We start from the raw sequence: 16,140 nt of genomic DNA on the forward strand, positions 1-16,140 counted from the left end.
CGCTGCGCGGCGAGGCTGCAAAGCGTCGGTCTCACATGTCAAAACCCGGCGGGAATACATGCCGCGCCGCCCCTTGCGGGGTAAATGCTCCGCGGCGGCGATCGGACGCCCTTCGCCGCATGATACAAACTGCCGTGAAGCTATGCGCCCCCATCATCGTGGGCGCAAAAAACGTACCGCCTAATGCGTGCCGCGCGGCGTTTGCCGCAGCGATTTTTAAGCCCTGCTTTTTTCGCAAGGCAAATGCCAAGCGGCGACGGAACAGAACTTTTTATCACACGGTGATCGTTTTCAGCAGCTCCAACGCCTCATCCCGCGTCGCGAGGTTTTCCGAGAACGCCGACGCGGAGCCTGTCGCAACGCCCATGTAGAACGCACGCGCATAGTCGCCGTCCGACTCCATGAAGCCCGCGAGGAAGCCTGCGACCATCGAGTCGCCCGCGCCGACGGAGTTGACGAGCGTCCCTTTCGGCGCGGCGGAGCGGTAGAACACGCCCTCGCGCGTGAGGAGGATTGCGCCGTCGCCCGCCATCGAGATGAGCACGTTCTCCGCGCCCTCTTCTTGGAGCTTTTTTGCGTGCGCGACGATCTCGTCGTCCGTTTTGAGAACGACGCCGAACATCTCGCCGAGTTCGTGATTGTTCGGCTTGATGAGGAAGGGACGGTACTTCAGCACGCGGCGCAGGAGGTTCTTCGTCGCGTCCACGACGATGCGGATGCCGCGCCCCGATAGATGCTCCATGATGCGCTCGTACATATCGTCCGGCAGTGTGTTCGGGATCGAGCCGGCGAGGACGAGCGTATCGCCGCTTTTGAGGCGATCAAGCCTGTCAAATAATGCACGCTGTGCATCCGCTGTAATGACAGGACCCTGCCCGTTGATTTCACTTTCCTCCTCCGCCTTGATCTTCACATTGATGCGGGAAAAGCCCTCATCCAGCGGAACGAAATCCTCCGCAACACCGAACGAGGCGAGCATCTGCCGCATCGCCGTCCCGGTGAATCCTGCGGTAAAGCCGAGCGCCGTACTCTCGTGCCCGAGATTTTTCAGCACGATGGAGACATTGATCCCCTTGCCTCCCGGCAGGATCTGCTCGTAGTTCACGCGGTTGATTTCCCCCGGCGCGAATCGTTCCAGCCGTACGATGTAGTCGATCGACGGGTTGAACGTGACGGTGTAGATCATATATTATCCCCTCCCATACGATGGTTTCGTGATAAAATTAACATTCCCCTTATACAGCTATGATATATCGGGGCAGGGGCAAAGTCAAGAAAACCATTTTCATCTTCGCGGTCTTGCCTGAAGTTTTTCTTTCCTCTATAATATAAGCGGGAAAATAAATTATCCGGGAGGATTTATGACTGCACAAAATACGCACGCCCGCAAGCCGAAGCACGGCATGCTCTTTTATGTGAAAAAAATGCTGATGCTCATCATCGGCGCGCTCATCACCGCGGCGGGGCTCGAGCTGTTCCTCATTCCGAACAACGTCATCGACGGCGGCGTCGTGGGACTTTCGATCATGTCGCACACCATCACGGGCATGACGCTCGGCACGTTCCTCGTCATCTACAATATCCCGTTCATCTACATGGGGTACAAGCAAATCGGCAAGAGTTTTGCGCTCTCGACGATCTTTGCCATCGTCATGCTCTCCGTGTGGACGGGCGTTCTGCATTCCGTCCCGCCGGTGACGAGCGACCCGTTCCTCGCCGCGATCTTCGGGGGCGTCGTGACGGGGCTCGGGGTCGGCATCGTCATGCGTACGGGCGGCTCGTTCGACGGCACGGAGATCGTCGCCATCATCCTCGATGCGCGGACGCAGTTCTCCGTCGGCGAGGTCGTCATGTTCATCAACCTCTTTATCCTGAGTTCTGCAGGGCTGTTGTATGGTTGGGATAAAGCTATGTACTCGCTATTTGCATACTTCGTCATTGCAAAGATGATTGACGTCGTGCTCAAGGGGCTCGACGAGTCCTACGCCGTCATGATCGTCACGAACGAGCACGAGGAGATGACCGCCGCCCTCAACGAACGCCTCGGGCGCGGCGTCACCCTCCTGCACGGCACGGGCGGTTACACGGGCGAGGCGAAGGAAGTCCTCTACTGCGTCGTCACGCGTCTGGAGCTCGATAAACTCAAGGAAATCGTGCTGGATAAGGACGAGAAGGCATTTGTCACGATTAATGCGGTTCACGACATCGTAGGGGGGCGGTTCAAGAAGAAAGCCATCCACTAGGCGTGACGTGCGATCTTGGCGCATAACTGTGTCACTGCGAAAAATACGGCGGTCGACGTAGGCTTTGTCTACGCCTTCCCTTGTATTTTTCTCGTTCCTTGTTCTGCATCCAAGCTTGCACGTCACTTACTTTACGATAAATAAGGCGGGATTTTCGCGCCTAACTTTGTCATATCGTCGAGCACTTCGGTTGACGCAGCTTTTTACTACGCCTGCCCTCGTGCTCTCCTCATTCCTCGTTATGCATCGAAACTTCCGCGTCACTTACGTTTCGATTTGGAGTACGATCTCGGCGCATAGCGTCGTCATTACATCGTGGGAAAACTCACAACTTATGCGTGCCCCTACAAAGGCGGCTTGGATCGCAGCTGCTTCTTACGACGCAGCTGACGCCCTCCCGCATACGCCGGTCTCTATCGCAAGGTGAGGGGGTATTCGCCGTCGCGGAGCTTTTACCCCATAGGGACGGCGTGCTCCGTTCATTTCTTTTAGATGCAATGTCACCGCGCCGCGGTACTGCCCGGCGCATGATCGACCGCCGGGCGGTGCGGCGCAGTACCTTGGTATTTCGTCTAAAGCGCGTACGCCGTTTGCGCAGCGACAAGAATATGCCCACGAACCGGAGAAAACATATCCGCCTCGTTTGCGACGCCGCAAGAAAGATAGCCTGAGCTGCGACCTTGCCGATACGTCATGCCGCCATAAACTTACAGCATGAAAGGAGCCCTCCCATGAACTGCCGTCTCTATCGCATCATTATCCTATGCGTGCTCCTCTCTCTCCTTTTGACCGCCCCGGTTGCCGCGGCGTCCGTGCCGCAGGTCGCGCGTCTCTCCCTCGTCACGGAAAATGCGTGGGATCTCGATCAAGATACGATCGATATGCTTGACGACATGGTCGCCGATGCTCTGCACATGCCGTTTGGCGGACTCATGGGGTGGGTGCAGGACGTGGACGAGCACGATTTGTTCGCCGCCTACAATGCCGCTGTGGAGATGAAACGCACGACGAGGGATACCCCTGATTATCCCGCGATCGTTCGTATGGTCGCGGACGTCACGGATGCCGATCTCGCCGTGCTCCCTATCCTCACATATTACGACGAAGAAATCTATCACGGGTGGGATTTCTCCGCGGATGATTACCTCGTCAGCCGCGCAAGCGTGCGGCTCCTCGTTTATGACCGCCAAAAAGATGAGCTCGTCGATCGCCGCATCACGCGTACGTTCCGCGACGAATATGCCGTGCGCGGCAGGGCGCATGAGCTCGCCCGCGACGCCATGCACGCCGCACTTGCCGAGGTTCGGCTCAAGGAGCGCGTCAGGGATCTGCGCGAAGCTGCACGCAGCGGCAGGTACCCGTATTAAATCAATCGGCGATTCCTTATAAAACAGTGGGCGGGAATCCATTTTCCATATCCTATATTTGGGGATTTTGAGGGCTGTAATGTCCGGGATTAAGTCGATAAAAATAAATTCGAATAAATAAATATAAAAAGGAATAAAATATAATAAATAAATCAATAAATATATGATGGACGTTTAGGAGGGGCTATTGTGCGGCACATTCATTTCCTCACGATCTTCTTTGCAGTTCTTATGAGTACATCCGCTGCATTTGCCGCACCGCTGATCGCAGTCGATCGCGGGGATGGGGTGCTTGTCGAAAAAGAAAGCGGAAAAATCATTGGAAAAATCAACCCGGGCAATCCTACAGGACAGATTATACGCGTCGATGCGGGGAACTATGCGGTCGGCTTTGTCTCATCGCTCCTCTTTGAGCCTGTAGAAAAGAAAGATGTCCCCGTCCCCGCATACAACCGTGACGCAATGGAACGCGTGACGACCTTCCTCACCACGGGGCGTAAAGATCCCTTACGTCTCTTTATTTCCTGCACAGAGATGAAGGAAGAGTTCTACAATCGTGTTATGCGCGGTGCGGAAACGGAGTACATTGACACGCGGCTGGAGAAGGCTTCGCGGGATGCCGGCAAAACGATGCCCCGGCGTGTCGATTTTCCCACAGTCGGCGACGGGAGCCGGCTTTACACGGTCACGGATATGATGAATGGGATAAAGATGCATACGGATATTCTCTATATCGTCAAGGCTCCCGTGATATGGGCGGTGGAATTTGACTATCCGGAGGATGTGTCGGGGCTCCGGGAGCGTGTGCGGGAAGCGTTGGAAGACGTTAATGTTTGGACAACCGAGTGACAAGGAAGGAATAAAACCGAAAGGATACAGTGGATTGGAAAAGGACGGCTGACGTATGCTTTAAGTTATTTATATTATCAAGACCGGAAGTCCCTTGCATACAAAAAGAGACCTGCAGCACATACGTGCAGCAGGTCTCTTTTCTATGCAATTTTACCCATGAACTATGTTGATTTACGCAAGCATCGAGCGGAGGAACCAGATCTGCTTTGCGTAGTTCGCGATGTGATCCTCCATGAGGTTCGCGACGCCGAACACATCGTCCTTGTCCGCGAGGGCACGCACTGCGGCAGCCTGGTCACGGAGCGTCTCGAGGTCGGCAAGCGTGATCTCGAGCGCCTTCTTCTGATCGACTTTTCCATCCGGCAGCTCGCTGATACTTGCACGCTCGAGGTAGCCCTTGAGGCTTGCAACCGGCTGCTCGCCGCACATCTTCAGAATCTCGGCGGCCTCGTCGAGGACGTCTGCGAATGAATCGTAGAGCGACTCGAGGTATTCGTGTACTGCTTTGAACTGCGAGCCGACCACGTTCCAGTGGAGGTTGTGCAGCTTGATGTAGCCGACGCCGATGTTGGCGATATAAGCATTGACGGATTTCGTAAGTTCCTTGTTCATAATAAAATCTCCTTTTCTCAATAATAGAATATATGCAGATACATTCATATCTGTTTTCTATCTCGTTACATGTGTCATTATACCCGTCTATCTACTATTTGTCAATAGTAATTATTAAATAGAGAATGATTTTTACTTCGCCGCTATGCGAGGTACGCCCCAAGTCTCTGATGAATGGATGCTGCGGCGGGGGAACACTGCCGGATGGGGTAAATCGTCGGTTTACTGTGCTGTATCTTGCTCGAAATCCGCACTGCAAAGATTCCTTTTGCCATAATTTACGGTTTGCTTCCCATGCGCCTTGCGTGCCGCCCGGGCGTCCGCTGCAGCGATTTTTAAGCCCTGCTTTTTTCGCAAGGTGGATGCCCAGACGGCGATATAAACCCCGCATACATAAAGCCTGCGGCACCTCTGTTTTTCATATTGACAACAGTATATTGCAGGAGTATAATATAACATATCTATTAAGTATGAAATTAAGCTCTGACAAGGAAAGGGGTACCCCCTCATGAGTGACAAGAAGTACCGTTTCGAAACGCTCCAAGTCCGCGCCGGCCAGGAGCAGCCGGATCCCGTCACGGACGCGCGCGCTGTTCCGATCTATCAGACGACCTCCTATGTGTTCCGCGATGCGCAGCATGCGGCGGATCGGTTCGCCCTGCGCGATCCCGGCAACATCTACGGGCGGCTCATGAACCCCACGCAGGATGTCTTCGAAAAACGCATCGCGGCGCTCGAGGGCGGTGCGGCGGCGCTCGCCTTCGCGTCGGGCGCGGCGGCGGTCACCGCGACGATCCAGGGGCTCGCCCATGCGGGCGATCACATCGTCTCCCAGCAGACCATCTACGGCGGCTCGTTCAACCTCCTGAAGCACACGGTCAAGGAGTGGGGCATCGACGTCACCTTTGTCGATCCGAAAGGCGGCGCGGCGGCGTATGAGGCGGCGATCCGTCCGAATACGAAATGCGTCTACATCGAGACCGTCGGCAATCCGAACGCCGATCTCGTCGACATCGAGGCGATCGCCGAGATCGCGCATAAGAATGGCATCCCCGTCGTCATCGACAACACGTTCGCGACGCCGTACCTCCTGCGCCCCATCGAGCACGGCGCGGATATCGTTGTGCATTCGGCGACAAAGTTCATCGGCGGACACGGCGCGGCGCTCGGCGGCGTCATCGTCGACAGCGGCAGGTTCGACTGGAAGGCGTCGGGACGGTTCCCGCACATCACCGAGCCGAACGCGAGCTACCACGGGCTGAGCTTTGCCGATGCGCTCGGCGCGATCGCCTTCATCGTCTACCTCCGCGCGCTCATTCTGCGCGACACGGGCGCGACCATCTCGCCGACGCACGCATTCCACTTCATCCACGGCCTCGAGACGCTCTCCCTGCGCGTGGAGCGTCACACGGAGAACGCGTTGAAGCTCGTCGACTTCCTCAGCAAACACCCGAAGGTCACGAAGGTCAACCACCCCGCGCTGCCCTTGCATCCGGATCATGCCCTCTACGAGCGGTACTTCCCGCACGGCGGCATCTCCATCTTTACCTTTGACATCAAGGGGGGACAAGAGGAGGCGTACCGCTTCATCGATAAACTCGAGCTGTTCTCCATCCTCGCGAACGTCGCGGATGTGAAGTCGCTCGTCATCCACCCCGCGACCACGACGCACTCGCAGATGAGCGCGGAGGAGCTCGCGGCATCCGGCATCAACGCCGGCACCGTGCGGCTCTCCGTCGGCATCGAGCACATCGACGACCTCCTCGCCGACGTCAGCGCGGCGCTCGACGCTGTGTGAGGCATTCGGTTCGCCACTGAATTATGTGAAGTAAATATTTAATCCCCCTGCATTTAATGTAGGGGGAATTTTTTATACTTATGATAAATTGAGGTTGTGAATGATATTCATGATTTTTTCAATAAAATATTGTCCCATATATTGATTCTATTGTAAAATGATGATATAATGTCGCCTGAAATTCACAAAACTACACAGACGAACAGGTTCCGTAAGGATTCATAGGGAAGTCGGTGCAAATCCGACACGGTCCCGCCGCTGTATCAAGGAGTGCGGCTGCATATGGTCACTGGAGATTTTCCGGGAAGACGCAGCCGCGCGATGATTTGGAGTCAGAAGACCTGCCTGTTCCAAGGTCACCGTTACCACCTGCGAGCGACAGGGAGGAGATTCATATACGGCTGTATTGCCGTTCCATTCATATGCTTCTGCCTCTTTTGGCAGAGGCTTTTTTTGTACCGCTCGCCGGGGATACGTTCGGAGAGGAGGAAAACGCAGAATATTAACAAGAATGCATGTGCATTTTTTCACAGAGTATTGATTGTTCGGGAGGAAGAAAAAACGTGAAATTCGAAAAAAGAGAGCTGAGACTTACGGCACTGGTACTTATGGCGCTGATGGGGGTTAGTGCGTGCGGAACGGCGTCGGCGGAGGAGCAGACAGGAACCACGTTCACTAAGGGACAAATTGACGGGAAACCCGCATATAAATTTTCAAGTGATTTTGCAAAATTCAACGTCTGGGATGGCGCAACAAAGAGCTACACATTTACAAAAGACAGCACGATAAATACGAAATCCATCACAGGAAATAGCGCAGATGTCAATGTCAATGCACCCGGCGTGACGCTTACGCTCAATTCAAAGGAGAACCTTGGCATTCAGAGTTATAAGGGGCGCGGCTATAAGGCGGATCCCAATTACTATAACGGACTTCATGACGTCACGATTACGGCGAAGAAAGTCATTGTCAATGTTGACCGTACCTCACATACAAATGCGGACGATTCCTACGGGATCATCTCCGGCTCTTCCGACGCGAAAACTGTGCGCGTGAACGGCGATGTGGACGTTAATATCTCGAGCAATTTTTTGAAAGCGCCGGACGGCTCCGGCGACCGTGATCCCGCTGTGACCTGCGGCATCGGCACACTGAACCATGGTCATGTTTACATTGACGGAAATGCGAAAATTCGCGTCAAGGTGCCGACACAGCAGAGTCTCGGCAGCCATGGCGAGAACTTCCTCTCCCACTACTATGTCAGCGGTATTTCCGCGATGCTCAATTATGATGGAGATACACAGGGCGGCAATATCACGGTGACGGGTGACGTTGACGTCGAATCCGACGGCAGTGGCGTCCGTGCGGGAACGCGTTCCACGGTAACGATTGGCGGCGGCGGCAGAATCAAAATCAATAAGGAGCATAATCTTCCCCATTTTGCGATCAATGCCGAGGAAGCAACTGTCAATATGAATGTAAAGCTCGACAAGGACGGCAACGTCGTCGGCGCAGGCAGCCGCAAGACGGAGATCTACGGCAACATTGGGCTCATTGACAGAGAGGGAACGGCTACTACATTCGGCAATACGCTGACGCGGATCAATGTGGGACTGACGACCGCCGACTCCATATTTACGGGCATTGTGCTGGATAATTACAAAGAGCAAGGGAAAAACGAGCCGGACAAGAAGGCAATTCGTGAAGCGACGGGGCTTAACCTGTATCTGCAAAACGGTGCGAAATGGGTGAACGAAGAGTGGGGCGCGATGATTCCCACGCGTGCGGGGTTCAGCGGCAGTAAGCTACGCTCGCTCCATGGCGGTGTGGATGCCGACCATGCGGGCAGGATCTTCCAAAAGGATGCGCGCTCCATCACGATCAACCACTATGATGGATTTACCAATGTCTACTATGATCGCACGGCGCCGGATGCCACGACGCTTGTCGGCGGAGATTTTGTCGTTAAAAATGCCGCCGCAGGCAGCGGCGTCACTCTGCGCACCTCCGGCAACGGGCTCGACACATCGAAATATAAAGAAGCGCTCGAATCGCTCGCACATAAATTCTACTACGAAGGATATAAGAGCGGCGAGAAGAACATCACGGGCAAGGCGGAGATCGCCGAAGGCGCGATTACGCCATGGGCACGGCGCATGTTGTCCTATGACGACGCAACGGGACAGGCGATGCTCGGCGCAGCGGTTCCGGATGAAAACCGCATCACTTACGGGCCAAAAGAAACACTCATCATGAGCAGCGCAAAATCCGCGATGGCAGCTTCTGCAATGGCATTCCGCGCGGAAGCCAACGACCTCATGAAGCGCATGGGCGATCTGCGCCTATCGCCGGAGCAGACGGGGACATGGGTACGTTTTTACCGCGGCAAGACCGGCAGCGATAAGGACAATACGAACTTCCATATGAACTATCATACGGTGCAGGTCGGTCATGACCTGCAGGTATCTCCGCAGTGGCGTGTCGGTCTTGCGGCAAGCTATATGAAGGGCAGCGCTGGATTTGCAAACGGCAGCGGCAAGAGCAAAGAGGGCAACCTCGGCATCTATGGCACGTGGACGGGAAAAAGCGGCGACTATGTTGATCTCATCGCAAAGGTCGGCAGACTCGGCACGGAATACAGCGTTTATAATACGAGCGGAGACATCGTGCGCGGCGACTGCCATACATGGGCGGAAACGCTCTCTGCGGAGTATGGAAAACGTATCAAGTACAAGGGCGGCAGCTTTATCGAGCCGCAGGCCGAGCTGATCTACACACATCTGAACGGTGTCGACTATAAGGCAAGCCTCAACGGCGCGGCGAACGCCCTCAGTATCCGGCAGGGCGCGATGAACAGTCTCATCGGCCGCATCGGCATCGGCGTCGGGCAGGAGACGGCACGCAGTACGGTGTTCGCAAAGCTCTCGCTCTATCATGAGTTCTCCGGGGACATGAAGACAACGTTCTCGGACAGCGTCAATACCAACCGTGCATCGCAGGAGTTCAAGGATACCTGGGTCGGCGCACAGATCGGCGGGACGCTGAAGCTCAGTGATAAGTGCAGTGTCTACGGTGATTTTGAAAAAACCTTCGGCGGCGATATCAAGACCGACTGGCGCGTGGATGCCGGCATCCGCTGGGGATTCTAACCGCGGATTAGCTATCTTCAATAAAAATAACAGGGCGACAGCACGAATAAAGTGCTGTCGCCCTGTTATTGTATATACGGTATCAGTGCAGTGTCTGCATTAGTGCCGCTTTATTTTCTGCGGGCGTCGTTGTAGGGCGTCCGAGATCGCTGCGTGATCCGATGGCGATGCGCACCTCAAGGAAGGTGAGTTTCCTGTGTTCCCGGATATCCTGCAGCGCACGGCGGAGCGAGCCGGGATCATCGGCACTGCGGACGCGCCGGTAGCCGACGGCTTCGGCGATGTGGAGGAAGTTCATTGAGTCTGCGACTGTCGGCGCGCCGCCGACGGATTCGTGTGCCTCATTGTTGAGGAGGATGTGGACAAGATTCTCAGGCGCGATGGCGCCAATGGTCGCCATTGCCCCCATATGCATCAGCGCCGCGCCGTCGCCGTCGATACAGATGACGCGCCGCTGCGGGCGGTGAAGGGCGAGGCCGAGGGCAATGGCGCTTGCATGTCCCATCGAGCCGATGGTGAGGAAGTCACGGGCATGACCCTCGCCGCGCGCCTCACGCAGCTCGAAGAGCTCGCGTCCCGTCTTGCCCGTTGTCGCGACGATAACGGCGTCTTCTGCAGCATTGAGGATTTCGGCGACGGCATCTTCACGGCGCATGGGAAAGAGGTTTTCATATTTCTGCTTTGGATACGTGAGCGCGCCTTCGCGGACAAGGAATGCTGCCTGTCCGCCCGCCGCGAGATGAGGGCGTACCTCTTCCATCATGCGCGCAAGCTCTGCGGGCGTCGTCTCCCGCGTGAGGATGCGTGTCGTTACACCCATCGTATCGAGGAGCGGCTCGGTGAGCCGCCCCTGCAGGAGATGCTGCGGCTCGTCGTGCAGTCCAGGCTCACCGCGCCAGCCGATGACGAAGATGCACGGGATGCCGTAGACCGCGCGGTCGAGGAGCGAGAGCAGGGGATTGACGATGTTCCCCAGCCCGCTGTTCTGGAGGTAAACGACAGGCGTTTTTCCCGTCGCGAGATGATAGCCCGCCGCGAGCGCCGCAGCGTTTCCCTCGTTCGCAGCGATCACGTGGGATGCATTATTGCTGCCGTAGGTCTCTACGAGGTAATCGACAAGCGGCCGGAGCTTTGAGTCCGGCACGCCGGCGAAGAAATCTGCACCGAGGATGTTGACAAAATCTTTGACGTCCATGGTTGATGTCCCTTTCTATATGAGGAGTGATGCAGGGGGGGGGGAAGTTGCCGGAGCCGCTTGGCATTTGCCATGCGAAAACAGAGGGGCTTAATTGCTGCGGAAAACGACGCGCGGTACGAAGGATAACGGCGCAACGACGGTGACACCGCTATGCGCGAAAATCCCGCGTCACGTCTTCTTCATTGAGGGAAAAAGCTCTCCATTACTCGCAAATCCCTCCACAAACGCCCGCGCACGCGGGTAGAAGAACGCGCGCAGCTCCGCGCTGTCCGCCTCGTACCCGTCCTCCCATTCATGCCCGCGCGGGTAGATGCCCGTACGCGCGATGCGAAAATCCACCGTGCCGTCCTCGTCCGCCGTGTCCTGCGTCTCGAGACGAAACGCGTGCGTCTTTGACCGCACGGCGAGCTTGAACGTCTGCCCGGGGAAGGTCAGCGCGCTGTATACGACGTCGCGTTCCCGCCCGCCGAACACCGCGGGCAGATTCCCGTCGACGTCCTCCGGCACAGGGAACCCACAGAGGTGTCCGAGCGTGGGGTAAATATCGACAATGCTTGTCAGCTCATCGACAATACCGCACGCGGGCACACCCGCGCCGCGCATCATCCATATCGCGCTTGTCTGCACCTCGCGTGCGAGATCAAAACGGGTGCACACATCTGCCGCACCAAAGCAGGGCAGTCCATGATCGCTGTAGAGGTTGACGATATATTCGTCCTCATCATAGCGGTCGGCGATGTACGCGAGCAGGCTGCCGATCGTGCGGTCTACATTCCTCAGGCTTGCCCAAAATTCCTCTTGGTAGACCTTCGTCGGAAGCAGGCGAACGCTCGCGGTGCGCCCTTTGCCCGGGGTAAGCCTGCGCTCTTTGAGAGAGAGCCGCGCCTCGACGGTGGGGTCAAACTTAAAGTCCTTGCCGTCCCATGGGTGGACGTCCATCACATGCAGCAGGAGGAATTGATCCACCTCCTCGAGCGCCTCGATCTGGCGGATCGTGCGATCGACGCCCTCGTAGGAAGCGCCTTTCCATGACGCGGAGACGATGCGGTCGTAGCCGCGCATCACGCCGTTGTAGACGCCGAATCCGCTCGCCATCGGGGCTGCGCAGTAGTAGCCGAGCTCCTTCATCTGCTCCGAGAGCGTCCGTATATCGAGCGGCAGCTCGTGGCTGTCCTTTTCGTTAAAGATATGGATGCGCTGCGGATAGCGTCCCGTCTCGATGGCGGGGAGCGCGGGGAGTGTGTGCTCGGACGTAGAGAAATTCTGATCAAAGATGACGCCGCGCGAGAAGAACTCCGCGATGCGCGGCATACACGCCGGGAATCGCGTGCGCGCCGCCGCCCATGAAAGCCCGTCCACGAGGATGTTCAGCACGAGTTTTTTGCGGTGCGGATCGTGCCCGAGGTGGATGGGCGTGCCGACGGCGAACGTCTCGCTTGCGGTGAGCGTCGCACTCTCGCTCAGGCGATAATTGCTGAATGCCCATTTGCCGAGGAGAATGTCCTCCGCATCCGAGCCGGTCTCGATACGGCACTCCTGCAGGGAGTGTGTGCCTGCAATCGGCAGAATGATCTCTCGCCCCTCCGGCACCTCGATATGAACGGTATTGATTGCTTCGTGTGCCTTTTGAAAATCAAAGACGAAGTCGTGGTGCCCGTAGAGTGCAAAGAGATTGTCGTGACGATACTGTTCGATCAGCGCGCCCTTTTCCGAGAGAAAACATTTTTCTGCATAGCATCCGACATAGAAACGGTCGCTGCCCTGCGGCATCGTGAGCGGGAGCGTCTCGCCGACGAACACGTCGCGGCGGAACGTCAATGCGCCGTCATGATAGAACGGGCGGTGCGGCGCGAGCGGAGCATAGTTGCCGGGACCGAGCGCGACGGCGAGCCGATCGAGCGCCTCGGGGAGCAGTTCCGGCGACGGGAGTTCGATCTGCGGCTTGATCTCCTCGTATATGCTATATCCGTAGCCCTGCATGGTCATGGCGTCGAGGTATCTGCCGACGTGCCTGTAAATTTCCGCGAGGAGCTTCCACACCTCGTAGTTCACCGGGCGCAGGCGATAGGCGCGCTCGGCGAGCGGGAGCGCGGCGTCGTATCTGCCGTGTCCCGCGAGATACCGCGCCGCGAAGATGTAAAAATGTGCCGTGTCCGGGCGCTCCTCTTGGTAGGCGCCCAGGAGCGCGAGGTAATCGTCGTCATAGGCGCCGCGCTCCATGCGTGCGGCAAGATCGTCGAACAGCGCAAGCGCGCGGTCGTTGTTTTGCCAGAATATGGTGAAGTTGTCCTGCATGGGCGTGTCCTTTCTAGGCGTGACGCGGAGGGAAAAGTTATCGGAGCCGCTTGGCATTTGCCTTGGGAAAAAAGCGGGGCTTAAAAATCGCTGCGGCAAACGCCGCGGCAGGTATGTATCATTATCTCGTTCGTTCCGCCGCACAGTCCTTCGGACTGCAAAGCGGCGCTCTAACACATCCCCTCATCAACGGGCAACGAGCCGCGCCGCCCTACGGGTAAATGCTCCGCAGTTTCGATAAGATACCCGTTCGCCGCAGCTTACTACACGGCGATACACCTGATGCGAGACGTTCCGACGGCGTAGCGCACCGCCGCATGAAAATGACCCGGCGATGCGCGAAAATCCCGTCTTAGCCCGTAACCTGAGTGACACGGAAGTTTGGATGCAGAGCAAGGAATGAGAAAAACACAAGCGCCGGCGTAGTTAAGAGCTACGTCAAGCGCAGTGTTTTTCGATATGACACAGCTATGCGCCAAAATCCCGTGTCACGCCGTGTCACGCCGTGTCACGTCCCCGGGAAGGGGAAGATTTCGCCATTATTATCTATCCCCCTCATAAACTCCCGCACCCGCGGATAAAAGAATGCGCGCAGTTCTTCGCTGTCAATAGCATATGCCTCATCGCCCTCGTGTGCGCTCGGGTAGAACTGCACCTGCGCCTCTGCAATATCCGCCGTGCCGTCGACCTCGACCGCGCTGTTTACCGTCACGCGCATCGAATACTCCGGCGCACGCGCCGCGAGATAATATGCCTTCGTCGGGAAGAGCGAATTGCTGAATGCGATCTCGCGACCCGTGCCGCCGAATATTTTCGGAAGTACCCCGTCCACATATTCATCCACGGGGAAGCCGCAGAGCGCGCCGAGCGTCGGGTAAATGTCCACCCCGCTCACTACCTCGTCCGTATGAACGCTGCACGGAACCCCTACGCCGCGCATCATCCATGCCGCATGCGTCATATGCGGCTCGACCACCGTCTCATTGTCACGGAATACCGATGCACCGTGATCGGAGTAGAGCGTTACGAGGTACTCGTCGGGCGTGTAATGCTCCGCTAGGTAGGAAAAGAGCATCCCGAGCGCGCGATCCGTACTGCGGATTCCTTGGAGGCACGCCTCCTTGTTCAGCGGCGTCGCGCCGAGATAGGGGCTCGGCGTATTGCTTTTTGTCCCGGAGAGACGTTCCCTGAGCGAAAGTCCCGTCTGCGTCGGTGTCGACGGCTGCATGCTTGCTTCCGACCATGGGTGCGCATCCATGAGGTGGAGCAGGATGAAGTGATCGGCGTCACGCAGACCGTCCAGATGACGGACAGTGCGCTCTGCCGCCTCGTAGGCGAACATGCGGTAAGGCGTCATGATGAGCCGGTCGTAGCCGCGCATCGTCCCGTTATAGATGCCGTTGCCGTCGGTCATGAGCGACGCCGTAGCGTAGCCGAGCGACTTCATACGCTCCGAGAGGGTGATGTAGTCGGGCGGGAGCTCCACGGCGATCTTTTCATTGAAAATCTGACTGTGGTGCGCATACATGCCTGTCTCGATGGAAGCAAAGGACGGGTATGTATACTCCGCCGTCGAATAATGCCGGTCGAAAATCACCCCCTCGCTGAAAAAACGGGAGGTATTTGGCATGAGTTCTTCAAATCGGTCGCGCAGTACCGCCCATGGGAGCGCATCGACGAAGATATTCAGCACGAGACGGCGGCGATGCGGCGCGTGACCGATGCGGATCGGCGTGCCGACGACGAAGGCGTGTTCGGAGGAGAACGTCGTCTCCTTGTCGAGCCGGAAAAAGCTCGGCGTCGCAGGCGAGAGGTACGTCTCTGCATCTACATCTGCCGCCTTGACATGCACAGGCTGCGCCGGATGCATCCCGAGGATCGGGACAACTGTCTGCTCCCCTTCCGCAGGGGAAATGACCGCCCTGCCGGGGGCGCGCTCGGCGCGCATGATGTCGAAGTTAAAATCGCCTGCGCCAAAGACGCTGATATTTTCATCATCACGGATGAGACTGAGCAGCCACGCCTTATTCCCGCGCAGCTCCTGCTCCGTGTAGACCCCGACGTAGTAGGGCGGCGTGATGTGCGGCGAGATCGGCAGAAATTCGCCCGCAAAGCAGGAGGCGCGATCCGTCAGCCCCTTTTCTGCGTCGTAAGACATGCGCCGGAGCGTGAACGGCGCATAGTTCGCCTTGCCCATCGCGACAGTGAGGCGATCGAGCAGGGCGTCCGTCAGCTCCTCGGGCGGGAGCGTCAGCCGCATCGGCGTGCCGAAGAGATTTTCCGCGTACGCCTGCATCACGAGCGCGTCCGTATACCGTCCGAGTCCCTCATAGGCGCGCGCAAGGATGCCCCAAACGACATGGCTCACGGAACGCCGGCGAAACGCGCGCTCCCCGCAGACGGCGGCGTCCGCCGGATTGTCCTCGGCGAGCAGATAGAGCGCGGCAAAGATATCCGCGTGGACGGCATTCCCGCCCGCCGCGCGGTATGCGGCGAGCCGGGCGAGATATTCCTCGTCGTAGGCGCCGCGCTCCGAGCGGTCGCGCAGATCGTAAAAAAGCGCGTGCGCGCGCTCGCTGCGCCGCCAAAATGCTGCAAGGTCGTTTTGCATGGGCGTGTCCTTTCT

At 57.2% G+C, this 16,140-nt stretch carries 12 protein-coding genes and 1 riboswitch; of the genes, 6 read left to right on the plus strand and 6 right to left on the minus strand.

Translation table 11 applies throughout. The features are described 5' to 3' along the window. Window positions 1-274: 274 nt before the first annotated feature. The gene (gene pfkB, locus HMPREF9162_RS01570; protein ID WP_009752698.1) at window positions 275-1,186 is read right to left on the minus strand and encodes a 1-phosphofructokinase; all 912 of its coding nucleotides are present in this window, start codon (window positions 1,184-1,186) and stop codon (window positions 275-277) included. A 175-nt stretch (window positions 1,187-1,361) separates the two neighbouring features. Between pfkB and HMPREF9162_RS01575 the strand changes: the two genes are divergently transcribed. The 3 genes from HMPREF9162_RS01575 to HMPREF9162_RS01585 all read left to right on the plus strand — a co-directional run bounded on the left by HMPREF9162_RS01575 (window position 1,362) and on the right by HMPREF9162_RS01585 (window position 4,459). Next, entirely contained in the window at window positions 1,362-2,243 is an 882-nt protein-coding gene (locus HMPREF9162_RS01575) for a YitT family protein (RefSeq protein WP_009438223.1), read from the plus strand. Between the two features lie 731 nt (window positions 2,244-2,974). Then, window positions 2,975-3,610, plus strand: coding sequence for a hypothetical protein (locus tag HMPREF9162_RS01580; RefSeq protein WP_009752611.1), 636 nt, complete (start codon window positions 2,975-2,977; stop codon window positions 3,608-3,610). A gap of 189 nt (window positions 3,611-3,799) precedes the next feature. Next, a complete protein-coding gene (locus HMPREF9162_RS01585; protein ID WP_009438231.1) occupies window positions 3,800-4,459 on the plus strand; it encodes a hypothetical protein in 660 nt (219 codons plus the stop codon). A 174-nt stretch (window positions 4,460-4,633) separates the two neighbouring features. On the opposite strand, the gene HMPREF9162_RS01590 is transcribed toward HMPREF9162_RS01585, so the two are convergent. Continuing rightward, entirely contained in the window at window positions 4,634-5,074 is a 441-nt protein-coding gene (locus tag HMPREF9162_RS01590) for a DNA starvation/stationary phase protection protein (RefSeq protein WP_009438237.1), read from the minus strand. 143 nt (window positions 5,075-5,217) lie between these two features. Then, window positions 5,218-5,349, minus strand: coding sequence for a hypothetical protein (locus tag HMPREF9162_RS12855; RefSeq protein ID WP_009657764.1), 132 nt, complete (start codon window positions 5,347-5,349; stop codon window positions 5,218-5,220). A gap of 233 nt (window positions 5,350-5,582) precedes the next feature. Here HMPREF9162_RS12855 and HMPREF9162_RS01595 point away from each other — a divergent pair, with 233 nt between their 5' ends. Both HMPREF9162_RS01595 and HMPREF9162_RS01600 read left to right on the plus strand, forming a co-directional pair. After that, window positions 5,583-6,872 (plus strand): O-acetylhomoserine aminocarboxypropyltransferase/cysteine synthase family protein, encoded by a 1,290-nt coding sequence (locus HMPREF9162_RS01595; RefSeq protein WP_009752727.1) that lies wholly within the window; start codon window positions 5,583-5,585, stop codon window positions 6,870-6,872. Window positions 6,873-7,059: 187 nt separating this feature from the next. Beyond that, window positions 7,060-7,236, plus strand: a riboswitch (cobalamin riboswitch). A gap of 199 nt (window positions 7,237-7,435) precedes the next feature. Continuing rightward, entirely contained in the window at window positions 7,436-10,021 is a 2,586-nt protein-coding gene (locus HMPREF9162_RS01600) for an autotransporter outer membrane beta-barrel domain-containing protein (RefSeq protein WP_009752652.1), read from the plus strand. A gap of 82 nt (window positions 10,022-10,103) precedes the next feature. Here the strand turns inward: HMPREF9162_RS01600 and aepY are convergent, their stop codons facing one another. Both aepY and HMPREF9162_RS01610 read right to left on the minus strand, forming a co-directional pair. Then, window positions 10,104-11,216, minus strand: a complete 1,113-nt coding sequence (gene aepY / locus HMPREF9162_RS01605) for a phosphonopyruvate decarboxylase (RefSeq protein ID WP_009752608.1) — start codon at window positions 11,214-11,216, stop codon at window positions 10,104-10,106. 171 nt (window positions 11,217-11,387) lie between these two features. Further along, window positions 11,388-13,514 (minus strand): sulfatase-like hydrolase/transferase, encoded by a 2,127-nt coding sequence (locus tag HMPREF9162_RS01610; RefSeq protein ID WP_009752522.1) that lies wholly within the window; start codon window positions 13,512-13,514, stop codon window positions 11,388-11,390. Between the two features lie 62 nt (window positions 13,515-13,576). Between HMPREF9162_RS01610 and HMPREF9162_RS12570 the strand changes: the two genes are divergently transcribed. Then, complete coding sequence (locus tag HMPREF9162_RS12570) at window positions 13,577-13,735, plus strand: hypothetical protein (protein WP_217490381.1); 159 nt, start codon at window positions 13,577-13,579, stop codon at window positions 13,733-13,735. Window positions 13,736-14,022: 287 nt separating this feature from the next. Here HMPREF9162_RS12570 and HMPREF9162_RS01615 read toward each other — a convergent pair whose 3' ends face one another. Then, complete coding sequence (locus HMPREF9162_RS01615; RefSeq protein ID WP_009752644.1) at window positions 14,023-16,125, minus strand: sulfatase-like hydrolase/transferase; 2,103 nt, start codon at window positions 16,123-16,125, stop codon at window positions 14,023-14,025. Between the last annotated feature and the right edge of the window lie 15 nt (window positions 16,126-16,140).

The sequence above is a fragment of the Selenomonas sp. oral taxon 137 str. F0430 genome (assembly GCF_000183625.1).
Taxonomy (GTDB): Bacteria; Bacillota; Negativicutes; order Selenomonadales; family Selenomonadaceae; genus Centipeda; species Centipeda artemidis.